Below are 23,711 nucleotides of genomic sequence, written 5' to 3' on the forward strand. Positions count from 1 at the left end.
CCGCCGGGCAATACCCTGGTATCCACACCATGCACCACGATATCCCCCACATCCTGAATGACCTGATCAACGGCACCTTGCCGCTGCGTCAGGTGCATTTTGCAAACCCAGCCACCTCCGCACCCAACCTTGCCCTGCAGGTCGATTTCCCACGTCTGGAAATCGTGCTCGAAGGCTCGGTGAAAGACCAGGCTGCGAGTGTTTTACAGCAGGGTGACGTTTTATACGTTCCGGCTGGCGGATGGAACGATCCGCAATGGCAAACGCCCGCGACGACGTTGAGCATCCTGTTTGGCAAACAGCAGCTTGGGTTTAGCCTTTTGCACTGGGACGGTGTAGAAGTCCGAAATCTGGCGAAGCAGCACGTTGCCCGCCGCGGACCGCGCATTGGATCGCTTCTTTTACAGACGCTGCATGAAATGCAGATGCAACCGCACGAGCAGCAAACCGCACGGCTGATTGTCGCCAGCCTGCTTAGCCACTGTGTTGACCTGCTGGGCAGTCAGATCCAGACCGCCACCCGCAGTCAGGCCCTGTTCGAAGCCATCAGGGTTTACATCGATGAACACTACGCCACTCCGCTTACCCGGGAATCCGTCGCGCAGGCGTTTTATATCTCCCCAAACTACCTGTCGCATCTGTTTCAGAAAACGGGCGCAGTGGGTTTCAATGAGTATCTGACGCATACCCGGCTGGAACACGCGCGCCAGCTGTTGAAAGGGTATGATTTAAAAGTGAAAGAAGTGGCGCATGCCTGCGGATTTGTCGATAGCAACTATTTCTGCCGGTTATTTCGCAAGAACACGGAGCGTTCGCCTTCAGAATACCGTCGCCAGTATCACAGCCAGCTCACCGGGAAGACCGCTAATCCAGAATGACCTGAGTATGCTGCGGAGCGGATAGCAATTTTCGTACTGCGCCCATCACCTTCTGCGGATCGCGTAAAAAAGCATTAATTCCGCACTTCACGTAGCGTGCGTTTTCAAAGCGTTCGCTTTCCGCCAGTTCGATATCCGCGATCAGCAATACCACATCGGCGCGGCGAATATCGTCATCCGTTAGCGCATTCTCAACGCCCAGTGCGCCCTGCGTTTCAATGAGAACACTGCATTTCTCCTGCTGGCAAATTTTCTCCAGCCGTTCGGCGGCCATATAGGTATGTGCGACGCCGCTGACGCACGCGGTCACCGCCACCAGATGACGCCCCGTTAGCACTGTCATTCTCAACCTCCTACGGTGACCTGAAATCCTTCACGTTCCGCCATCAGACGAATAGCTGACACCTCTTCTTCCGTCGGCGGAGCCACCTGCCGCATATCCCACTTCTGCCCCAGCAGGCGGTATTTCGGCTCTCCAAACTGATGGAACGGCAGTAAATGCAGCTGCCGTATTCCCGAAGGTAGCAGAAACGCCAGCACGCGCGCCATGTTCGCTTCGTTGAGCGTATAGCCCGGAATAAGCGGCACGCGAGGGATCACGTTTATCCCCTCTGCCACCAGCTGTATAAAATTATGCAACACTCTGGGCAGGTTCATTGCCACCCGCGAGTGCGCCTGCTCCGCGTCCATGATCTTCAAATCAAACAGCACTTCATCGCACTGGCGAGCCAGCGGCATTAATCGGGACAAAGGCGCATCCCCCGCCGTTTCGATGGCCGTATGCACGCCGTAACGACGCAGCCTCTGTAAAAACCGTGTCGCAAAAGGTGCCTGCAGCAACACTTCCCCGCCGGAAAGCGTCACCCCGCCTCCCGAGGAACGAAAGAAGATATCGTCTTTCATTACCTCGTTTTCCAGCGCATCCAGCGTCACATCGCGCCCAATGTGCTCGAACGCGCCGGAAGGGCACTCCTCAGCATCCCGCAGGCAGGGAGCACAGCGCAGGCATTTACTCTCCCGTCGCACCGTCTCGATTTTCGGCGAAATCGACTCTGGATTCGCGCACCACGGACAGCGGTGAGGGCAGCCTTTAAAAAAAACCACCGTGCGGATGCCGCGTCCGTCGTTCAATGAGTAGCGCTGGATGTTGAAAATACGCGCCACGTCGACGCGCGTTTCAACCACGTCACAGCTGATGCGCTGTGCGGCGGATAATGTCATCCTGGATCTCCTTCGATAACTCAACAAAGAAGGCGCTATATCCGGCAACGCGCACCACCAGCCCGGCAAAGTCCTGCGGACGCTTCTGCGCTTCACGCAGTGTCTCCGCGTTCACCACGTTGAACTGGATATGCTGCAACTTAAGCTGGGTGAAGGCGCGAAGGAAATCCGCCAGCTTTTGCAGCCCGGTATCGCCTTCCAGCGTCGCAGGAGTAAATTTAACGTTTAGCAGCGTACCGTTAGATAACAGATAGTTATCCAGCTTACTTACCGATTTAAGTACCGCCGTCGGGCCCTGCATATCTTGCCCAAGCATCGGCGAAAGCCCACCGTCTGCCAGTTGCTCTCCGGCAAAGCGGCCATCGGGTGTTGCCCCCACCACCGCCCCGAGCGGCACGTGTGCCGATACGGTATAAGAGCCCGGAGTGAACTGCCCGCCGCGCGGGTTCCGGTATTTTTCGACCTCTTTACAGTAATGACGCAGCAGTTCAGCGCTGATGTTGTCGACATCATCAATATCATTACCGTATTTTTCGAAGCGATTGATCAACCGGGCCCGGATTTTTTTGCCCTCAGGCGTGGCAAAGTTAGCGCTTAACACGCCTAACAGCTCGTCAAAACTTAAGCGCTGCTGTTCAAAGACCAGCCCTTTCAGGGCGTGCAACGAGTCGCTCAGATTGGCTATCCCGATCCCCTGCACGCCGGAGAAGTTATAGCGCGCGCCACCGTCGGTAATGTCTTTTCCCGCATCCAGACAATCGCTGATAAAAGAAGAGAGCAACGGCACCGGAGCCCAGTCACGATGGCCGATATCGCAGATATTGCTCCCCTCAACCATCAGCGCAATGTAGTGATTAATTTTGGCCCGAATGTGCTCCAGCAAGCCTTCATAACTCAGCGCTGCATTGCCTTCGTTCTCCTGCATCGCGATTTCCATCACTTTCAGCAGGTTAAACATCGCGATATCGTGCAGACCGTAGGTTTTCCCCGGAATTGACAGTTCTACACAGCCAACCACCGCGTAATCACGTGCATCTTCCAGCGACACCCCCCGATTGAGGAAAGCAGGCACCACCACTTCATCATTGAAGATCTGCGGGATGCCGGTGCCCAGGCGGATTGTCTCCGCCGTTTTAAGCAGGAAGGGCCGGTCGATAAGTTCGTTAACCCGCACGCCGAGGTTCGGCTGAGGAAGCTGAACGCTTTGGTAGGTATCCAGACACAGGAAGGAAAGCACGTTCACCGCGCTACGCCCGCTCTCCGTCAGACCGCCCAATAGTGCGGTATACCCGGTCGGGAACCCGGCAAAATAGCGGGCGCTGCTGGTCGAGCGTAAAAGCACCACGTCATTGCACTTCACCCACAGCGATTCCAGAATCTCTTTCAGGAACGCGGGCTCGTCGCCCTGTGTGAGCGAGGCCTGATAAAAGGGCAGCATGTACTGGTCAAAGCGCCCGATGGAGAGCGAGCTGGCGTTGGATTCGTATTGCAAAATGACGTTCATATACCAGAAAAGCTGAGACGCCTGCCAGAACGTTTGTGGCTTATGCTGCGCGTTGTGGCGCGAGATTTCTGCCATCTTCCGTAATTCTTCACGCCGTGACGTATTGCTGTGTTCGGCCAGCTCGTCGGCCAATGCCGCATAGCGCAGAATATGACGCTGGGACGCTTCAAGCAGAATCAGCGCGGCGGCATAGAACGCGTTCTGCGCATCGCGGGCGCAGTGTTCGCGCAATTCCTCCACCAGCGTACCCAGGCCGTTATTGAGCAGGCGCGGATAATCAATAATGATATGCCCCTGTCCTTTGTCCGTCTGGTTGACGCTGAAAATTTGCGTCCCCACAGCGGCTTTCACCTCATCCGTCATCTGGCTGTTGATGAAATCCTTCATCGACCGTTTTTCCCAATAGGGATACAGCACGTCACGGTAGATCTGTTTATCCTCTTCGCCGATCTCGAAGCGGTCCTGCGGACGCGTGGAAAACTGGTCCAGCTCCTTAAGCAGCCAGTACGGATCCATCTCAGGAGACATGATGCCCGCACGCGGTTTAACGGTCCGGTTTCCGGCAATCAGTTCCTCATCACGAATCGCGATATTCACATGGTCAAGAATGTACGCCGTGGCTTTTGCGCGCCTGAGGATAACCGGCTCGCCCTCCGTCTGCTGATGGCTGGCGGTGTAGAGCAAAGCACGCTCAAGCGAGATTTCACGCGGATTGGCAAAAAGTGCGTCTTTCAAACGCTGGGTGCGATTCGTCATGAGGGAACTCCTGTAACGGAAAACGAGCCCGCCCCGAAGGGCGGGAGAGCGTCAGGCGGTTTGCGCCAGGTGGGCATCAATTTTGTTCATGATGGTGTCAGCGCGTTTTACCGCGTCGCTGATGTTGACGCGCACGATAGTTTTCCCGGTAAAACGTTCTTCGAACTTAATGCCGATATCTTTGGTCAGAATCACCATATCTGCGGCGGCAACGTCTTCTGCCGTCAGTTCGTTCTCCAGACCAATCGACCCCTGCGTTTCAACCTTCACTTCCCAGCCTTTGGCTTTAGCGGCGCTTTCCAGCGCTTCGGCCGCCATGTAGGTATGGGCAACGCCTGACGGGCATGCTGTTACTGCGATAATTCGGGCCATGTTCTCTTCCTCACTCAGTTAATTTCGAAATCCAGATCCAGGTCATCCTCATTTTCCTCGACCTGTTTTGCATTCTTACGGGCAATACTCTTCAGCACGTTGACGCTAATGGCCGTCACCACAGACCCGACAGCGACCGCCGCGATGTAGCCCAGCTTGCCTTCGACTACCGGCAGAACGATGAGCCCGCCCCATCCGGCGTAGCACTGCGCGCCCATCACGGCGGCCGTCACCGCACCGCACGCGGAGCCGAGCATGATGGAGGGTATGACACGCAGAGGATCGGCTGCGGCGAACGGAATGGCCCCTTCGGTGACCCCCACACAGCCCATTACCAGCGCCGCCTTGCCCGCTTCGCGTTCTTCAGCGGTAAAGTTTTTGCGGTTAATCAGCGTCGCCAGACCTAAGCCCAGAGGAGGCACGCAGATGCCTACCGCCGCAATCGCCACCACGGTGTAGACGCCCTGAGCAACGCAGATCAGCATGAAGGCATAGGCGACTTTATTAATCGGGCCACCCATGTCGAAGGCCAGCATCAACCCCATAATGATGGCCAACACGACGATGCTGCCCTGCTGCATCCCTTGTAGCCACTGGGTTAAGCCCGTCGTCAACGCACCAACCGGTTCGCCCAGACCCCACATCATGATGCCTGCAGTAACAAAGGTGCCGATGATAGGGATGATGAAGATAGGCATGACGGATCGCAGCACTTTCGGAACCGGCAGTTTTTTCAGATACCAGACCACAATCCCGCCGAGGATCCCGGCAATAATGGCACCGAAGAAACCCGCGCCGAAGCTGTTGCCAACCCACGCGGCAATAGCGCAGGGAGCAAGCGCGGCGCGCTCGGCGATGGAATAGCCAATATAGGCGGCCAGGAAGGGCACCATCAGCGTTAACCCCGCTACGCCGATATCGAATAGCTTTTTGAGGTTGGGATCGGTTGCGGCATCCGGTACCGCGCCCTTGCCGTACAGCATGACCGAAACCGCCAGCAAGATACCGCCCGCGACCACGAACGGGATCATGTGCGACACCCCGGTCATCAGATGCTGCCGCGTGTTCTTGAGAATATGCACCAACTCTTTCATATGTCGCTCCTGGCCTAAAACCATAAAGATGTTGTGGCAAACAATAGGCAATCAGGAAGACGGCGGACAGGAGACAAAAAGGCCATTTACTGGATTTTTGTAATGTCAAAATGAAAATGCGATCCGCCTCGACATTTCGGATAAACGGTACACATAAGACAAAAAACCACAACCTGTGAGTCAAATCTCACTTTTCACGTGACATTACATTTGTCCAGCTTTTGGCAGATTTGTCACATGGCGCGCGTCATCAACACACTCGTATGCTGTTCCCCAATGAATGAGGATTGATTTCAGGAGTGTGTATGGCTCTGGTAGTGGAATTTACCTGTGAATTACCCAACGGGGTTCACGCGCGTCCGGCAAGTCACGTGGAAACGCTGTGCAATACGTTTATCTCACAAATCGAGTGGCATAACCTGCGCACTGACCGCAAAGGAAATGCCAAGAGCGCACTGGCACTTATTGGTACCGATACGCTGGCAGGCGATGCCTGCCGCCTGGTGATCAGCGGTGAAGATGAGCAGCATGCCCGGCAGCGGCTGGAGCTGTGGCTAAGAGAGGAGTTCCCGCATTGCGACGCGCCGCTTGAAGGGGTAATCAGCACGGAGCTGGATCCGTTGCCGGAGTCACTGACACGCCTGAACCCGACTCTTTTTCGCGCCACTCCGGTATGTAGCGGCAGTGCACAAGGCATCTTGACGTTACTGACCTCGCTGGATCTCAACGCCCTGACCGAATTGCCCGACGTGCAAAGTGTAGAAGCTGAGCAGTCGGCGCTGGATAGGGGCCTGATGCTGCTGGTCAGACACATTGAGCTGCTCGCGCTGGACAGCGACAGCACCGCCAGCGCTATTTTTGACGCCCACCGCTCGCTGGCTACAGATACCTCACTGCGTCAGCACCTCTTGTCAGGCGTCAACCAGGGCTTAAGCTGCGCCCAGGCCATCATTGCCACAGCGAACCATTTTTGCGACACGTTCTCCCGTTCCAGCAGCGCCTATTTGCAGGAGCGTGTGCTGGACGTGCGCGACGTCTGCTACCAGCTTTTACAACATATCTACGGGGAAGCGCATTTCCCGGCCCCCGGCCAGTTGACGCAACCGAGCGTCTGCCTTGCGGATGATCTTACGCCCGGCCAGTTCCTGGAACTCGATAAAACCTTGCTTAAGGGGCTGCTGTTAAAAAGCGGCGGAACAACCTCTCACACCGTTATTCTTGCACGTTCCTTTAATATTCCGACGCTGGTGGGCGTCGACAGTGAAAGCCTGCTGCCGTGGCGCAATAACCCCGTATTCATTGATGGCAATGCCGGTGCGGTCGTGGTCAACGCCAGCGATGCGGTAGCGCGCTACTATCGCCAGGAAGCACGGGTACAACAGGCACTACGCGAGCAGCAGCGCATCTGGCTCGATCGTGAATCCAGAACCGCGGATGGCCTGCGCATTGAGATTGCCGCTAACATCGCTCATGCGGTGGAAGCGCAGGCAGCATTCGGGAACGGCGCCGAGGGCGTTGGCCTGTTTCGCACCGAAATGTTGTATATGGACCGCAGCAGCGCGCCTGGTGAAAACGAGCTGTACAACATTTTCTGTCAGGCACTGGAAAGCGCGAACGAGCGCAGCATTATCGTGCGCACCATGGATATCGGCGGCGATAAACCGGTGGCGTACCTGAATATCCCGGCCGAAAACAACCCGTTCCTGGGCTACCGCGCCGTACGTATTTACGAAGAGTATGCAGCGCTTTTCACTACCCAGCTTCGGGCGATCCTGCGCGCCTCTGCTCACGGTAATCTGAAGATCATGATCCCGATGATCTCTTCTATGGAAGAGATCATGTGGGTCAAAGAGAAACTTGCCGAAGCGAAACAGCAGCTCCGAGCTGAACATATTCCGTTTGAAGAAAAAATCCCGCTCGGCATCATGCTGGAAGTGCCTTCGGTGATGTTCATCATCGATCAGTGCTGTGAAGAGATTGATTTCTTTAGCATTGGCAGCAATGACCTGACGCAGTATCTGCTGGCCGTCGACCGCGACAACGCCAAAGTCACACGCCACTACAACAGCCTGAATCCGGCCTTCCTGAGGGCGCTGGATTATGCGGTACAGGCTGTTCATCGCCAGGGGAAATGGATTGGCCTGTGCGGCGAGCTGGGCGCAAAAGGTTCAGTACTGCCGTTGCTGGTGGGTCTGGGCCTGGATGAGCTGAGCATGGGGTCGCCCGCTATTCCGGCCACCAAAGCGCGCCTGGCACAGCTTGATAGCCGCGCCTGCCGCCAGTTGCTGAATCAGGCCATGGCGTGCCGCACTTCGCTTGAAGTGGAACACCTGCTTGCGCAGTTCCGCATGAATCAGCAGGACACGCCGCTGGTCACACCTCGCTGCATTTCACTGAACAATGACTGGAACAGCAAAGAAGAGGTCATGAAAGGGATGACCGATAACCTGCTGCTTGCAGGACGTTGCCGCTACCCCCGCAAGCTGGAGGCCGATCTGTGGGCGCGCGAGGCCGTCTTCTCCACCGGGCTTGGCTTCAGCTTCGCCATTCCGCACAGCAAATCGGAGCATATTGAGCAATCCACCATCAGCGTTGCGCGCCTGAAATCCCCCGTCATGTGGGGAGATGAAAAAGCACAATTCATCATCATGCTGACGCTGAACAAACACGCCGCGGGCGACCAGCATATGCGTATTTTCTCCCGCCTGGCCCGCCGCATCATGCATGACGATTTCCGCAGTGCGCTGGTCAACGCCAGCTCCGGGGAGGCCATCGCCTCCCTGCTGCAACACGAATTAGAACTCTGAAACGAGGAAGAGTAATGGAACTGTATCTGGATACCGCCAACGTGGCAGAAGTAGAACGTCTGGCCCGCATCTTCCCTATTGCGGGTGTCACCACCAACCCAAGCATCGTCGCTGCCAGCCGCGAATCCATCTGGGACGTGCTGCCACGCCTGCAAAAAGCCATCGGGCCGGAAGGCACGCTGTTTGCGCAAACCCTGAGCCGTGATGCAGAAGGCATGGTGGCGGAAGCCAAACGCCTGAGTAACGCCGTACCGGATATCGTGGTCAAAATCCCGGTTACCGCGCAGGGGCTTATCGCGATTAAAGAGTTGAAAAAAGAGGGGATAACCACGCTGGGGACCGCCGTTTACAGCGCTGCGCAGGGCTTACTCGCCGCACTGGCGGGGACGAAATATGTCGCGCCGTATGTCAACCGCGTCGACGCTCAGGGCGGTGACGGCATTCGCATGGTCCAGGAGCTGCAGTCCCTGCTGGAGCTGCACGCACCGGACAGCAAAGTGCTGGCCGCCAGCTTCAAAACGCCGCGTCAGGCGCTGGACTGTCTGCTCGCGGGATGTGAGGCAATCACGCTTCCTTTAGACGTAGCGCAACAAATGCTCGGCACCCCGGCGGTAGAGTCAGCCATAGAGAAGTTCGAGCAGGACTGGAAAAACGCGTTTGGTAACCTCAACCTGTAAGGGAGAACTGTTATGGACCGTATCATTCAATCGCCGGGGAAATATATCCAGGGCGCTGATGTGCTTACCCGTCTCGGCGACTATCTGAAACCCCTGGCACAGCGCTGGCTGGTTGTCGGCGATAAATTTGTACTGGGTTTTGCCGAAGAAACCTTGCGACAAAGCTTTAAAAAAGCAGAGCTGCATGCCGAAATCGCGCCGTTTGGCGGCGAATGTTCACAAAATGAAATCGATCGACTGAAAAAACTCGCTGACGGCGCCGACTGCATGGCGGTGCTGGGCATCGGGGGCGGTAAAACGCTGGATACCGCCAAAGCGCTGGCCCACTTTATGGACGTGCCCGTCGCGATTGCGCCGACGATCGCGTCCACCGATGCGCCGTGCAGCGCCCTTTCCGTCATTTATACCGACAGCGGCGAGTTCGAACGCTACCTGCTGCTGCCGCACAACCCGAACATGGTCATTGTGGATACGAAAGTGGTGGCGGGTGCGCCTGCGCGTCTGCTTGCCGCCGGAATTGGTGATGCGCTGGCGACCTGGTTTGAAGCACGCGCCTGCTCTCGCAGCGGCGCGACCACCATGGCCGGCGGTAAATGCACCCAGGCGGCATTAGCGCTCGCCGAGCTGTGCTACAACACGCTGGTTGAAGAGGGTGAAAAAGCGATGCTGGCGGCGGAACAGCACGTGGTAACGCCGGCGCTGGAACGCATTATCGAAGCCAACACCTATCTCAGCGGTGTAGGCTTTGAGAGCGGCGGGCTGGCGGCTGCACACGCTATTCATAACGGTATGACGGCCGTGCCGGACGCGCATCATTTCTATCACGGCGAAAAAGTGGCGTTTGGTACACTGACGCAGCTGGTGCTGGAAAATGCGCCAGTAGAAGAAATAGAGACCGTCGCGGCGCTTTGCCACAGCGTTGGGCTGCCCATTACGCTGGCGCAGCTGAATATCAAAGAAGACATTCCGGCCAAAATGCGTCTGATTGCCGAAGCGTCCTGTGCGCAAGGAGAAACCATCCACAATATGCCTGGCGGCGTCACGCCGGATCAGGTCTATGCAGCGCTTCTTGTGGCCGACCAGTATGGACAGCGGTTTTTGCAGGAGTGGGAGTAAATAGCATGAATAAAAATCCCCGCATCGGCGGGGATTTTTTTGCCCGTAGGCCGGGTAAGGCGTAACCGCCACCCGGCACAATGGTTACTTCACGTCAAACCGGTCCAGATCCATCACCCTCGCCCATGCTGCAACGAAGTCGCGGACAAACTTCTCGTGCGCATCATCACTGGCATAAACCTCTGCCAGCGCGCGCAGGACGGCGTTAGAACCGAAGACCAGATCGGCGCGGGTGGCGGTATATTTCACTTCACCGCTGGCACGATCGCTTCCGGCAAACAGTTCATTTGATTCATCGGTCGCCTTCCACTGGGTATTCATGTCCAGCAGGTTCACGAAGAAATCATTGCTCAGCACGCCTTCGCGGTCAGTGAATACACCGTTCTTACTGCCGTCGAAGTTAGCGCCCAACACGCGCAGGCCACCGATCAGCACCGTCAGCTCCGGTGCGGTCAGCGTCAGCTGCTGGGCTTTATCAATCAGCAGAGATTCCGTCGTGGATACATCCACCTGCGCGCGGTAGTTGCGGAAGCCATCGGCAACCGGCTCGAGCAGGTTAAACATCTCGATATCCGTTTGATCCTGACGCGCATCCACGCGGCCCGGCGTGAACGGTACGGTGACATACACGCCTGCAGCTTTCGCGGCTTGCTCTACGCCTACCACACCCGCCAGCACGATGATATCGGCCAGGGAGGCTTTGTTGGTGGTGCGCTGGATAGCTTCCAGAGCCGGCAGTGCGCGAACCGCTGCGGCGTTCACGTCCCAGTCACGCTGAGGGGCCAGCGCCAGACGCGCACCGTTGGCACCGCCACGCTTATCGCCACCGCGGAAAGTTGACGCTGACGCCCAGGCAACGGAAACCAGTTCACTGACGGACAGCCCAGATGCCGCAATTTCCGCCTTCAGGCTTTCAATGTCCTCTTTGGTCGGATTGAATACCGCCTCCGGCAGCGGATCCTGCCAGATCAGATCTTCTTTCGGCACTTCCGGTCCAAGATAACGCGATTTGGGTCCCATATCGCGGTGGGTCAGTTTGAACCACGCGCGCGCGAAGGCTTCGTTGAAGGCCTGCGGGTCGTTCAGGAAACGGCGGGAAATCTTTTCGAATTCCGGGTCAAAACGCAGCGTCAGGTCGGTAACCAACATCGTTGGCTTACGTTTTTTCGACGGGTCGAACGGGTCAGGCATGATTTCCGGCGCATCCACGGCTTCAAACTGAATTGCGCCTGCCGGGCTGCGGGTCTGCACCCATTCGAATTTGAAGAGGTTCTCGAAGAAGTAATTGCTCCACTGGGTCGGGGTTTGGGACCAGATAACTTCCAGACCAGAGGTAATAGCGTCAGCGCCAACCCCCGTGCCGTGCGTGCTGGCCCAGCCCAGGCCCTGCGCTTCAATCGGTGAGGCTTCCGGGTCGGTGCCCACGTGGGTGGCTTCACCCGCGCCGTGAGTTTTGCCGAGGGTGTGGCCGCCGGCAATCAGCGCCACGGTCTCTTCGTCGTTCATGCCCATGTTGCCGAAGGTGGCGCGAATCGCCGCTGCCGCTGACAGCGGTTCACCGCTGGCGTTTGGCCCTTCCGGGTTAACGTAAATCAGCCCCATTTCGGTCGCTGCCAGAGGGCGCTTCGCCAGCGCTTCCGGGTCACGATGGGTCAGCCAGGCTTTTTCATCGCCCCAGTTTACGTCGAGATCCGGTTCCCAGACGTCTTCACGCCCGGCACCAAAACCAAAGGTGCGGAAGCCAGAGTTCTCTAGCGCCACGTTACCCGCGAGGATAAACAGGTCAGCCCAGGAGATTTTTTGTCCGTATTTTTTCTTGATGGGCCACAGCAGACGACGCGCTTTATCGAGGCTAACGTTATCCGGCCAGGAGTTCAGCGGCGCAAAGCGCTGTTGACCGCGTCCTGCCCCGCCGCGCCCGTCAACGGAGCGATAGGTACCCGCACCGTGCCAGGCCATACGGATAAATAGGCCCGCATAGCTGCCCCAGTCGGCAGGCCACCACGGTTGAGAGTCGGTTAAAAGTGCTTTGAGGTCGCCCTTAAGGGCAGAGTAATCGAGTTTACTAAATTCTTTGCGGTAGTCGAAGTCTTCACCCAGAGGGTTAGAACGGTTGGAATGTTGGCTAAGAAGATCGATGCGGAGTTGTTTTGGCCACCAGTCACGGCTGCCTGTACCTGCACCCGCGCTGTGATCGACGCCGCCCTGGTGGAACGGGCATTTGCCGACTGATGCCGCTTTATTGGTCTCGTCTGACGTGCTCATCGCTATGCTCCCTTTTACAGTGTTACCGTTACGATATACACCACTAGCAATAAGATATAGTTGAATTAATCCACAGATTCGATAGCTAATACCTTTTAACTTATTATCTGACTAAAAAACCCTCATATTTTTGAGGGCTTTATGCTCATTACGCCGGGCGCACGCCGAGGGTATGACAAATGGCGTAACTCATCTCCGCGCGGTTCAGCGTATAGAAGTGGAAATCTTTCACGCCTTCACGGCTTAAGATCTTCACCATGTCCATCGCGATATTGGCCCCCACCAGCTTGCGGGTTTCCGGGTCATCGTCCAGACCTTCGTACATTTTGGACATCCACAGCGGAATGCGCACGTTGGTCATATCGGCAAATTTCTTTGCCTGTTTGAAGTTAGAGACCGGCAGGATCCCCGGGATGATTTCGACGTCGATGCCCGCGGAGACGCAGCGGTCACGAAAGCGCAGGTAGCTTTCCACATCAAAGAAGAACTGGGTAATGGCACGGTTCGCGCCGGCGTCCACTTTACGCTTCAGGTTAAGCAGATCGGCCTGGGCACTTTTCGCTTCCGGATGAACTTCAGGATAAGCGGCAACGGAGATATCAAAGTCGGCCACATCTTTCAGCAGCGCGACCAGATCGGTTGCATACATATCCGGCTTGCCGCTACCCGGCGGCAGGTCACCGCGCAGCGCAACGATATGGCGGATACCGTTGTTCCAGTAATCCTGGGCAATGGCGCGCAGCTCGTCGCGAGTGGCGTCGATACAGGTGAGGTGCGGCGCCGCTTCCAGACCGGTACGATCTTTAATACCCTTAATGATGCTGTGCGTACGGTCGCGCTCGCCGGAGTTAGCCCCGTAGGTCACCGAGACAAACTTCGGTTTCAGGCTGCTGAGACGATCGATAGAGCTCCACAGGGTTTGCTCCATTTCACTGGTGCGCGGCGGGAAAAATTCAAAAGAGACGTTAATCTGGCCGTTTACCTCAGCCAGGCTCTGATTCAGTGCTTCCCGCTGGTTGGCGTGAAAAAAGCTCATACCTTACCTCTATCAATCGCGTGTCGTTGTTTGTTGTGTTGTGAACTTCTATACGTTTAGACGTCCAGATGTAAAAATGACGGAAAAGCGGAGGGACGTCAACATAAATAATCAACAATAACGGTGAGGTTTGTTCAGGGAATGTGAGGGAAATTCATGATGCGGGTGAGAAGACCTCTCACCCCGGCCCTCCCCCCAAAGGGGCGAGGGGGAAAGACCGCACCGAGCAGTCCCCTCTCCCCTTTGGGGAGAGGGTTAGGGTGAGGGGGTTACAGCAGCTTAGCCAGACGGTTGATATCGGACTGGATCGCTCCTGCGGTGACATCGCGTCCCGCGCCAGGACCGCGGATCACCAGCGGGTTATCGCGGTACCAGCGGCTTTCGATGGCGAAGACGTTATCGCACGGCAGCAGTGCCGCCAGCGGATGCTCAGGACGCACCGCCTCGACGCCGACTCGCGCTTTTCCGTTCGCCTCGAAACGCGCAACGTAGCGCAGTACCAGCCCCATCTCGTTCGCCGCTTCCAGACGCTGCACCATCTGCTCGTTAAGCTCTTCACCGTTTTCAAAGAAATGGTCCACAGAACCTTCTTCACAGCCGGCAGGCACCAGGGATTCGACGCGGACGGCATCCGGTTCGATGTCATAACCGGCTTCACGCGCCAGAATAACCAGCTTACGCATGACGTCTTTACCTGAGAGGTCAACGCGCGGATCGGGTTCCGTTAAGCCCTGCTGCCATGCCTGATCCACCAGGTCGGTGAACGGTACGGTGCCGTCAAACTGCAGGAACAGCCAGGAGAGCGTGCCGGAGAAAATACCGCTCAGCGCCAGAATGCTGTCGCCGCTCTCAATCAGGTCGCGCACCGTATGGTTAACCGGCAGACCAGCCCCAACGGTGGCGTTGTAGAGCCAGTGGCGCCCTGTTTTTTCAAACGCATCGTGGATCTGACGGTATTTATCGGTGCTGCTGGCACCCGCCAGCTTATTCGCACTGATGACGTGGAAACCGTGGCTCGCGAAATCAAGGTACTGATCGGCAAGCTGTTCACTGGCGGTGACGTCCAGCACCACCAGATCGTCATACGGGTGCGCGCGCATCCACAGGAACAGCGACTCTTCATCCTGCTCGACGGCTTCATCATTAAAGAAGGCAAGCGCCCGGCTCGCGTCCAGCCCTTCGTAGTTCAGCAGACTGCGGCGGCTATCCACGACGCCCGCGAGAATGAATTCAAATCCGGTACGCGCCGAGAGGGTAACCTGTTCGCGGGCAAACAGCTCCAGCCAGCGGGAACCGATGTTGCCTTTACCAAACAGCACCAGGCCGATGCGTTTTTCCGCGCGGAACAGAGAGGTATGCAAACCCTGAATCAGGCTTTCGGTTGGCCCTTTGCGCAGGACGGCGACCAGGCTGATACCCTCTTCCGACTGCCAGGTAAACTCCACCGGCTGGCCTTTGAGCTGCTGCCAGAAGCGGTGGCAGTGTAGCGGGTTACGGGTGACGCCCGCGCCCACCATCGCTACCAGCGCCAGCCCCTGACGCAGGCGAAGCTCGCCCGGCAGGCCCGCTTCATCCAGGATTTTCAGCGCGCTGTCCGCCACTTCAGCGGTATAGCAGAACTGCAGCAGCTGGCGATCGTTATGCACGCCAACCGCCAGCGGACGCACCTGGGCACGCTTTAACACCAGGTCGATATCTTTATGCGCCAGCTTAAAGTCCTGGCCCGCAGGAACCTGGAACTCAATCAGGCAGATGTCGTCGTGGCTGGTGACAATACGCGCCCCGGTACCGGACGCCAGCACGCGCTCAATGCGCGTGGAGCCCTGATCCGGGGTATAGCTGCAGCGCAGCTGCAGGTCGATATCGCTACCGGAAACCGGCTGCAGCGTACGGGCGTGCAGTACCGGCGCGGCCAGACGCGCCAGCTCGCTGGCTTCATCCAGGCGCAGCAGCGGCAGCAGGCAGGCATCCTTCACTTTACGCGGGTCCGCGCTGTAAACACCGGCCACGTCGCTCCAGATGGTGACGCGGGACACGCCCGCCAGGGCACCAATTTGCGTCGCCGAGTAATCGGAGCCGTTACGCCCCAGCAGCACGGTTTCGCCCGCGTTGCTGCGGCTGATAAAGCCGGTCACCACAATGCGTTTGCCCGGGTGCTGCACCAGCAGCTGTTGCAGCAGCGGGTAGGACAAGCCTTCATCCACCTGCGGCTGCGCGGCGCGTTCGGCGCGCAGGAAATCGCGCGCGTCGAGCCAGGCTGCGTCGACACCCAGGTGTTGCAGAACGGCGGCCATCAGGCGCGCGGACCACACTTCACCGTGGCCCACCACTTCGGCATACACCGCATCGGTAATTCCGCTGTCCAGCAGAGCCGCCAGACGCTCAAGGTCATGGGTAAAGGCGCTGATCAGCCCGTCCGCCACGTCCGCAGGCAGCAGGCCGGCAATCAGCTCGCTCTGGTAACGACGTAAGGACTGTTGCACCTGATGCGCAGAAAGGCGATCGGTCTGGCTCAGTTTGAGCCAGCTAATCAACTGGTTGGTGGTGCTGCCTGCCGCAGAGACAACCATCATGTCCCCCGGCTGCGAATACTCCGTCATGATCCCTGCGACGCGCAGGTAACATTTCACATCGGCAAGACTACTACCACCAAACTTGTGCAGCTGACGACCCTTCGCCCCTGCCTGCGCTATCACACTCATGATTACCCCTTGGCTGCGACCCGGAAGCCATTTTCCAGATCGGCAATTAAATCTTCAGAATCTTCAATACCGGTTGAGATTCGCAGCAGCGTCTCAGAAATACCGGCGGCGGCACGTGCTTCGGGTGCCATACCTGCGTGCGTCATGGTCGCGGCGTGGGAGATCAAGCTTTCAACCCCACCTAAGGATTCCGCCAGCGTAAACAATGACAGCCCACTCAGGAAGCGACGCAGCGTTTGCTCGTCACCGTCCAGTTCAAAACTTAACATCGCGCCAAATCCCTTCTGCTGGCGCGCGGCAATTTCATGTCCCTGGTTTTCAGGCAGCGACGGGTGATAAAGCTTCTTCACCAGCGGCTGTTTTTTCAGGAAATCGACAATCGCCTGGGCATTGCGCTGCGCCACTTCCATACGCGGCGACAGCGTGCGAATGCCGCGTAACAGCAGATAGCTATCGAAGGCCCCGGCGGTGACGCCAATGTTATTCGCCCACCATGCCAGTTCGGTGACAACGTCAGGATCTTTGGCAATCACCACGCCCGCGACCACGTCAGAATGGCCGTTCAGATATTTTGTGCATGAATGCAATACCAGATCGGCACCCAGTGCGAGTGGGTTCTGAAGGGCCGGACTGAGGAACGTATTATCCACTACACTTATCGCTCCCGCATCCCTTGCGAGCTGACAAATTTTCGCAATATCGACAACGCGCAACAATGGATTGCTTGGACTTTCCACCAGCACCAGCTTCGGCTTCTCTGCCAGCGCCTGTTTCAGCGCCTGTTCGTCATTTTGATCGACAAACAGCACGCGATAGCAGCCGCGTTTCGCCAGACTATCAAACAGACGATAGCTGCCGCCGTAGCAATCGTGCGGCGCAACCAGCAGGTCACCCGGTTTAAGGAACACCGTGGTCACCAGGTGAATGGCGGACATTCCCGTATTGGTTAATACTGCACCTGCGCCACCTTCCAGCTCCGCCAGCGTGCGCTGGGTCACATCACGCGTAGGGTTGCCACGACGCGAGTAATCATGCGCGCGGGGTTCATTAAATCCGGTGAAATTATAGGTACTGGAAAGATGAATCGGCGGGACAACGCAGCCGTACTGCTCGTCATCATTTAATCCGCTACGCACTGCAATAGTGGCCTGTTTACGCGTCATGGTGAGGGCTTCCTGGCGAATGAGGTGAAAAGTCAGGCACCAGAGTAAACACTGAAAGTATGGACGTCAATACATCTGGACATCTAAACTTCTTTGCGTATAGATTGAGCAATGCGCAAATAGCCGTTGAAATTATATGCTTTAGTGCACGCTGCAGCGGCAATATCCGTGCCACGGTATCGTCTCTACGGTAAACTAGGCAAGATTGCGGTTCAAAACGGGTGGTTACAGGTTTTGCACCTTTAGATAAATGACTGAGAGGATTAAAGGTATCTCATGGCTGAATGGAGCGGCGAATATATCAGCCCATACGCTGAGCACGGTAAGAAGAGTGAGCAAGTAAAGAAAATTACGGTTTCCATTCCTCTGAAGGTGTTGAAGATCCTCACCGATGAACGTACGCGTCGTCAGGTGAACAACCTGCGCCACGCAACCAACAGCGAACTGCTGTGCGAAGCGTTTCTGCATGCGTTTACCGGTCAACCGTTGCCAAACGATGACGATCTGCGCAAAGAGCGTAGTGACGAAATCCCGGAAGAGGCGAAGGTGATCATGCGTGAACTGGGTATTGACCCGGAGACGTGGGAATACTGATAAGCGGATACAAAAAAGGCACCTTGCGGTGCCTTTTTTTCGGGAAACTTATTTAGCGCCCGGGATGCTGAAACGCTTGTTGAAGCGGTCAACACGGCCACCGGTTGCAACATCACGCTGCTTACCAGTGTAGAACGGGTGGCATTTGCCGCACACGTCCAGGTTCAGATCGTGACCCACGGTAGAGCGGATCTGGATAGAGTTACCGCAAGAACAGTTTGCAGTAATCATTTCGTATTTCGGGTGAATATCTTTTTTCATGGGAGAACCTCAGTTAAGGCCGCGTCGCTCTTCCAGCCCTAACGCCAGACACCACGCGATGTTGATTGTAAGTTCTTTGGCGTAAAGTACACCAAAGGCGGCGAATCATACAGAATTTGACCAACGTATGCAAACTGATCCGCACGCCGCTTTCACTAATGTGTATACTAACGCGCCACTTTTCAAGTCAGGAAGATTCGATGCCCGTCGCTCACGTTGCCCTGCCCGTTCCGCTTCCCCGCACCTTTGACTATCTGCTGCCTGACAGCATGAGCGCCAAAGCGGGCTGTCGCGTGACCGTGCCGTTTGGCAAACAGCAGCGCGTGGGGATAGTTGTCTCCGTCAGCGATAAGAGCGAACTGCCGCTTAACGAACTCAAGTCGGTCGTTGAGGTGCTGGACAGCGAGCCGGTTTACTCCACCAGCACCTGGCGACTGCTGCTGTGGGCGGCGGATTATTATCATCACCCCATCGGCGACGTCTTGTTCCACGCCCTGCCGATCATGCTGCGCCAGGGCAAGAGCGCCAGCCATGCGCCAATGTGGTACTGGTTTGCGACCGAGCAGGGTCAGGCGGTCGACATCAACAGCCTGAAGCGCTCCCAGAAACAGCAGCAGGCGCTGGCGGCGCTGCGTCAGGGGAAAATCTGGCGTCATCAGGTTGATGAGCTCGAGGTCAGCGAAACGGCGCTCCAGGCCTTAAGAAAGAAAGGGCTGAGCGAACTGGCAAGCGAAGCACCTGCCCTTTACGACTGGCGGGAGAATTTCTCCGTTTCGGGGGATCGCCTGCGTCTGAATACCGAGCAGGCCACCGCCGTCGGCGCGATTCATAGCGCCTCCGATCATTTCTCTGCCTGGCTGCTGGCGGGGGTCACCGGTTCCGGCAAGACCGAAGTCTACCTGAGCGTACTGGAAAACGTGCTCGCACAGGGTAAACAGGCGCTGGTGATGGTGCCGGAAATTGGCCTGACGCCGCAAACCATCGCCCGCTTTCGCGAACGCTTTAATGCGCCCGTTGAGGTGCTGCATTCCGGCCTGAACGACAGCGAACGCCTCAGCGCCTGGCTGAAAGCGAAAAACGGCGAGGCAGCGATTGTGATCGGCACCCGCTCGTCGCTGTTTACGCCGTTTAAAAACCTTGGCGTTATCGTGATCGACGAAGAGCACGACAGCTCCTATAAACAGCAGGAAGGCTGGCGCTATCACGCCCGCGATCTGGCTGTTTATCGCGCCCACAGCGAGCAAATTCCTATTATTCTCGGCTCCGCCACGCCTGCGCTCGAAACGCTGCACAACGTGCGCCAGCGTAAATACCATATGCTGCGCCTGACGCGTCGGGCGGGGAATGCCCGTCCGGCCATTCAGCACGTGCTGGATCTGAAAGGTCAGCAGGTTCAGGCGGGACTAGCGCCCGCGCTTATTTCCCGCATGCGCCAGCATTTGCAGGCGGGGAACCAGGTCATTTTGTTCCTTAACCGCCGCGGATTTGCGCCCGCCCTGCTGTGCCACGACTGCGGCTGGATTGCCGAGTGCCCGCGCTGTGACCATTACTACACCTTCCACCAGGCCCAGCGTCATCTGCGCTGCCACCACTGCGACAGCCAGCGCCCGGTGCCGCGCCAGTGCCCGTCATGTGGTTCAACGCATATTGTGCCGGTCGGTCTGGGAACGGAGCAGCTGGAACAGGCCCTTGCGCCCTTCTTCCCCGGCGTGCCCCTGTCCCGAATCGACCGGGACACCACCAGCCGCAAAGGGGCGCTGGAACAGCAGCTGGCGGAAGTGCATCGCGGCGGGGCGCGCATTTTGATTGGCACCCAGATGCTGGCCAAAGGGCACCACTTTCCGGACGTAACGCTGGTCGCCCTGCTGGACGTGGATGGCGCGCTGTTTTCTGCGGATTTCCGCTCAGCCGAACGCTTCGCCCAGCTTTATACTCAAGTGGCGGGACGTGCTGGACGCGCCGGCAAACAGGGCGAAGTGGTGCTGCAAACGCATCACCCGGAACACCCGCTGCTGCAAACCCTGCTGCATAAAGGCTATGACGCCTTTGCCGAGCAGGCGCTGGCCGAGCGCCAGACCATGCAGCTTCCTCCCTGGACCAGCCACGTTATCATCCGCGCGGAAGATCATAACAACCAGCAGGCACCGCTTTTCCTGCAGCAGCTGCGAAACCTCCTGCAGGCCAGCCCGCTGGTGGATAACCAGCTGTGGATCTTGGGCCCGGTGCCGGCGCTGGCACCAAAACGCGGCGGACGCTTTCGCTGGCAAATTTTGCTCCAGCACCCCTCGCGGGTTCGCCTTCAGCACATCGTCAGCGGCGCGCTGGTACTGATTAACACCCTGCCCGAAGCGCGAAAAGTGAAGTGGGTGCTTGACGTCGATCCCATCGAAGGTTGAAGACGGATCGAAAAATTTAACGCTCCTCACACTTTTTATGAAAATTCTGTAACCGATTCCATTAACTATCTGTAAAAATGGTGATGGCAGAAGTTCGGTGTTCAGGCGAGGAGAAGACGTTGAAGTCCAGGAAAGAGGTTGCCACAGCGACCATGAAAGACGTTGCCGAGAAAGCACAAGTCTCAACGGCAACCGTGTCCCGCGCATTAATGAACCCGGACAAAGTCTCCCAGGCGACCCGTAACAAGGTTGAGCAGGCAGCGCTGGAAGTGGGTTATTTCCCGCAGGCGATGGGGCGTAACGTGAAGCGCAATGAGTCACGCACTATCCTGGTGATTGTGCCGGACATCTGCGATCCCTTCTTCAGCGAGATTATCCGCGGTATTGAAGTCACGGCCGCGGAACAGGGTTACCTGGTGCTGATTGGCGATTGTGCTCATCAGAACCAGCAGGAAAAAACCTTTATCGACCTCATTATTACCAAGCAGATTGACGGCATGCTGCTGCTTGGCTCGCGCCTGCCGTTTGATGCCAGCATTGAAGAGCAGCGCAATCTACCGCCTATGGTAATGGCCAACGAGTTCGCGCCAGAGCTGGAACTGCCGACCGTCCATATTGATAACCTCACCGCCGCGTTCAACGCCGTCAATTATCTCCAGGAGCTGGGGCACAAGCGTATAGGCTGCATTGCCGGGCCGGAAGAGATGCCGCTGTGCCACTACCGCCTGCAGGGATACGTTCAGGCGCTGCGCCGTACCGGCGCTACCGTCGATCCGCATTACATTGCGCGCGGAGACTTTACCTTCGCAGCCGGTGGACAGGCGCTGGAAAAGCTTCTGGACCTGCCTGAACCGCCAACCGCCGTATTTTGTCACAGCGACGTGATGGCGCTGGGCGCATTATCATATGCCAAACGCCGCGGCCTGCGGATCCCAAAAGATTTATCGATCATCGGATTCGATAATATTTCGCTTTCAGAATTTTGCGATCCGCCGCTCTCAACGGTCTCTCAGCCGCGCTATCAAATCGGTCGTGAAGCGATGCTGCTTTTGCTGGATCAGCTTCACGGTCAAACAGTTAGCAGCGGTTCGCGGTTGCTGGACTGCGAACTGATTGTCCGCGGCTCTACCCAGGCATTGACTTAAAGTAAACGTCTTTAGGACACCCTTATCTGGTCAAAGCCCCGCCGCTTAAGTAACATGGCGGACTGACGAACGAATAAATACAGCGAAACGATAGTGGCACAACGAGATTATGTACGTCGCGGCCAGCCGGCACCTTCGCGACGCAAAAAGAGTAGCTCAAGGAAAAAGCAACGTAACCTGCCTGCTGTCTCGCCAGCAATGGTCGCTATTGCTGCGGCTGTAGTCGTCGCCTTTATTGGTGGCCTGTACTTTATCACGCACCATAAAAAAGAAGAGTCTGAGGCGCTTCAGGCCAGCAAAGTGGCCGGGAATGGCCTACCTCCGAAGCCTGAAGAGCGCTGGCGCTATATCAAAGAGCTGGAAAGCCGTCAGCCTGGTGTACGTGCGCCAACCGAACCTTCTGCGGGTGGTGAAGTGCAGAATGCAAATCAGCTGACGGATGAACAGCGTCAACTGCTGGCACAAATGCAGGCCGATATGCGCCAGCAGCCTACGCAGCTGAACGAAGTGCCGTGGAATGAGCAGACGCCGGAACAGCGCCAGCAAACGCTGCAGCGACGTCAGGCGCAACAGCAAATTCAGCAGCAACAGAAGCAACAACAGTGGGCGCAAACACAGCCGGTGCAGCAGCCAAAAGCACAGCCGCGGGTAACGGAACAGCCATACCAGCAGCAGACGCGAACGGCGCAGTCCCAGCCTGTTCAGCAGCAGCCAAAAGCGCAGCCGCAGAAACAAGCGGCTCAGCCGTATCAGGATCTGCTGCAGACGCCAGCGCATACTACCGCGCAGCAGCCAAAAACGCAGCAGGCCGCCCCGGTCACTAAAGAGACCGAGGCGCCGAAGCAGACGGCAGAGAAAAAAGACGAACGCCGCTGGATGGTGCAGTGCGGTTCGTTCAAAGGCGCCGAGCAGGCGGAAACGGTGCGTGCACAGCTGGCCTTTGAAGGGTTTGATTCGCGTATTACCACCAATAACGGCTGGAATCGCGTGGTGATTGGTCCAGTCAAAGGCAAAGAAAATGCCGATGGCACCATTTCTCGTTTGAAAATTGCCGGTCACACAAACTGTATTCGACTCGCCTCCGGGGGTTGAAACCCCCAAATTCCCCCCCATCTATCATTTAATTCAGCCCTGAGCACAGGCTCAGGGCTTCTGTTTCCCGATTCTGTAACCAGGGGGTCTGCTCGTGACAACAATAGTAAGTGTACGCCGTAACGGCCATGTGGTAATCGCCGGTGATGGCCAGGCCACGCTGGGTAATACCGTCATGAAAGGCAACGTGAAGAAAGTGCGTCGTCTCTACAACGACAAAGTGATCGCCGGTTTTGCGGGCGGCACGGCTGATGCCTTCACGCTGTTTGAACTGTTTGAACGCAAACTGGAAATGCACCAGGGTCATCTGGTGAAAGCCGCCGTTGAGCTGGCAAAAGACTGGCGTACCGACCGCATGCTGCGCAAACTCGAAGCGCTGCTGGCGGTAGCCGATGAAACGGCATCGCTGATCATCACCGGCAACGGTGACGTGATTCAGCCGGAAAATGACCTGATTGCCATCGGCTCTGGCGGCCCTTATGCCCAGGCTGCAGCCCGCGCCCTGTTGGAAAATACCGACATGAACGCGCGTGATATCGCGGTGAAGGCGTTGGATATTGCAGGTGATATCTGCATTTATACCAACCACAACCACACCATCGAAGAATTGACCTCCAAAGCGTAAGGATCTC

The 23,711-nt window shown here is 57.0% G+C and carries 19 protein-coding genes; 9 read left to right on the plus strand and 10 right to left on the minus strand.

Annotation, left to right across the window (positions count from 1 at the left end; genetic code table 11):
- The first annotated feature begins 29 nt into the window (after positions 1 to 29).
- Positions 30 to 878, plus strand: a complete 849-nt coding sequence (locus M2433_RS22425) for a helix-turn-helix transcriptional regulator (protein WP_429057756.1) — start codon at positions 30 to 32, stop codon at positions 876 to 878.
- On the opposite strand, the gene M2433_RS22430 is transcribed toward M2433_RS22425, so the two are convergent.
- The 5 genes from M2433_RS22430 to M2433_RS22450 are packed head-to-tail and all read right to left on the minus strand — an operon-like array spanning position 865 to position 5,825.
- Positions 865 to 1,221 (minus strand): PTS fructose-like transporter subunit IIB, encoded by a 357-nt coding sequence (locus tag M2433_RS22430; protein ID WP_429057757.1) that lies wholly within the window; start codon positions 1,219 to 1,221, stop codon positions 865 to 867. The genes M2433_RS22425 and M2433_RS22430 overlap by 14 nt on opposite strands.
- A 2-nt stretch (positions 1,222 to 1,223) precedes the next feature.
- A complete protein-coding gene (locus M2433_RS22435; RefSeq protein ID WP_429057759.1) occupies positions 1,224 to 2,099 on the minus strand; it encodes a [formate-C-acetyltransferase]-activating enzyme in 876 nt (291 codons plus the stop codon).
- Positions 2,065 to 4,359 (minus strand): formate C-acetyltransferase, encoded by a 2,295-nt coding sequence (locus tag M2433_RS22440; RefSeq protein ID WP_429057760.1) that lies wholly within the window; start codon positions 4,357 to 4,359, stop codon positions 2,065 to 2,067. The genes M2433_RS22435 and M2433_RS22440 overlap by 35 nt, the downstream gene beginning before the upstream one ends.
- 51 nt (positions 4,360 to 4,410) lie before the next feature.
- On the minus strand, positions 4,411 to 4,731 hold the full coding sequence (locus tag M2433_RS22445; RefSeq protein ID WP_429057762.1) for a PTS fructose-like transporter subunit IIB: 321 nt from the start codon (positions 4,729 to 4,731) through the stop codon (positions 4,411 to 4,413).
- 14 nt (positions 4,732 to 4,745) lie between these two features.
- Entirely contained in the window at positions 4,746 to 5,825 is a 1,080-nt protein-coding gene (locus tag M2433_RS22450; RefSeq protein ID WP_429057764.1) for a PTS fructose transporter subunit EIIC, read from the minus strand.
- Between the two features lie 305 nt (positions 5,826 to 6,130).
- Between M2433_RS22450 and ptsP the strand changes: the two genes are divergently transcribed.
- Genes ptsP through gldA form a run of 3 tightly spaced genes read left to right on the plus strand, consistent with a single transcriptional unit; the run spans position 6,131 to position 10,425 of the window.
- Positions 6,131 to 8,632, plus strand: coding sequence for a phosphoenolpyruvate--protein phosphotransferase (gene ptsP / locus M2433_RS22455; RefSeq protein WP_429057765.1), 2,502 nt, complete (start codon positions 6,131 to 6,133; stop codon positions 8,630 to 8,632).
- 14 nt (positions 8,633 to 8,646) lie between these two features.
- The gene (gene fsa / locus M2433_RS22460) at positions 8,647 to 9,309 is read left to right on the plus strand and encodes a fructose-6-phosphate aldolase (RefSeq protein ID WP_429057766.1); all 663 of its coding nucleotides are present in this window, start codon (positions 8,647 to 8,649) and stop codon (positions 9,307 to 9,309) included.
- Positions 9,310 to 9,321: 12 nt separating this feature from the next.
- Positions 9,322 to 10,425 carry a bifunctional L-1,2-propanediol dehydrogenase/glycerol dehydrogenase gene (gene gldA / locus M2433_RS22465; protein ID WP_429057768.1) on the plus strand — a complete coding sequence of 368 codons (1,104 nt, stop codon included), beginning with the start codon at positions 9,322 to 9,324 and terminating at the stop codon, positions 10,423 to 10,425.
- An 84-nt stretch (positions 10,426 to 10,509) separates the two neighbouring features.
- On the opposite strand, the gene katG is transcribed toward gldA, so the two are convergent.
- The 4 genes from katG to metB form a co-directional block, all read right to left on the minus strand.
- Complete coding sequence (gene katG / locus M2433_RS22470; protein ID WP_429057770.1) at positions 10,510 to 12,690, minus strand: catalase/peroxidase HPI; 2,181 nt, start codon at positions 12,688 to 12,690, stop codon at positions 10,510 to 10,512.
- Positions 12,691 to 12,838: 148 nt separating this feature from the next.
- On the minus strand, positions 12,839 to 13,726 hold the full coding sequence (gene metF, locus M2433_RS22475) for a methylenetetrahydrofolate reductase (protein WP_059312366.1): 888 nt from the start codon (positions 13,724 to 13,726) through the stop codon (positions 12,839 to 12,841).
- A 269-nt stretch (positions 13,727 to 13,995) separates the two neighbouring features.
- Positions 13,996 to 16,428 (minus strand): bifunctional aspartate kinase/homoserine dehydrogenase II, encoded by a 2,433-nt coding sequence (locus M2433_RS22480; protein WP_047345503.1) that lies wholly within the window; start codon positions 16,426 to 16,428, stop codon positions 13,996 to 13,998.
- A 2-nt stretch (positions 16,429 to 16,430) separates the two neighbouring features.
- The gene (metB, locus tag M2433_RS22485; protein WP_429057772.1) at positions 16,431 to 17,591 is read right to left on the minus strand and encodes a cystathionine gamma-synthase; all 1,161 of its coding nucleotides are present in this window, start codon (positions 17,589 to 17,591) and stop codon (positions 16,431 to 16,433) included.
- 276 nt (positions 17,592 to 17,867) lie between these two features.
- On the opposite strand from metB, the gene metJ reads away from it, so the two are divergent.
- Entirely contained in the window at positions 17,868 to 18,185 is a 318-nt protein-coding gene (metJ, locus tag M2433_RS22490; protein WP_003862042.1) for a met regulon transcriptional regulator MetJ, read from the plus strand.
- 48 nt (positions 18,186 to 18,233) lie between these two features.
- Here the strand turns inward: metJ and rpmE are convergent, their stop codons facing one another.
- Entirely contained in the window at positions 18,234 to 18,446 is a 213-nt protein-coding gene (rpmE, locus tag M2433_RS22495) for a 50S ribosomal protein L31 (RefSeq protein WP_003862040.1), read from the minus strand.
- Positions 18,447 to 18,646: 200 nt separating this feature from the next.
- On the opposite strand from rpmE, the gene priA reads away from it, so the two are divergent.
- The 4 genes from priA (at position 18,647) to hslV (ending at position 23,704) form a co-directional block, all read left to right on the plus strand.
- Entirely contained in the window at positions 18,647 to 20,842 is a 2,196-nt protein-coding gene (gene priA / locus M2433_RS22500) for a primosomal protein N' (RefSeq protein WP_429057775.1), read from the plus strand.
- Positions 20,843 to 20,961: 119 nt separating this feature from the next.
- Positions 20,962 to 21,987 carry a DNA-binding transcriptional regulator CytR gene (gene cytR, locus M2433_RS22505; RefSeq protein ID WP_047345506.1) on the plus strand — a complete coding sequence of 342 codons (1,026 nt, stop codon included), beginning with the start codon at positions 20,962 to 20,964 and terminating at the stop codon, positions 21,985 to 21,987.
- Positions 21,988 to 22,080: 93 nt separating this feature from the next.
- Positions 22,081 to 23,079: a cell division protein FtsN gene (gene ftsN / locus M2433_RS22510; RefSeq protein ID WP_429057776.1), complete on the plus strand. Its 999-nt coding sequence runs from the start codon at positions 22,081 to 22,083 to the stop codon at positions 23,077 to 23,079.
- Between the two features lie 94 nt (positions 23,080 to 23,173).
- Positions 23,174 to 23,704: an ATP-dependent protease subunit HslV gene (gene hslV / locus M2433_RS22515; RefSeq protein WP_008501802.1), complete on the plus strand. Its 531-nt coding sequence runs from the start codon at positions 23,174 to 23,176 to the stop codon at positions 23,702 to 23,704.
- The last annotated feature ends 7 nt before the right edge of the window (positions 23,705 to 23,711 follow it).

Origin of the sequence: Enterobacter sp. AC1 (assembly GCF_050434705.1) — a bacterium.
GTDB lineage: Bacteria > Pseudomonadota > Gammaproteobacteria > Enterobacterales > Enterobacteriaceae > Enterobacter > Enterobacter cloacae_L.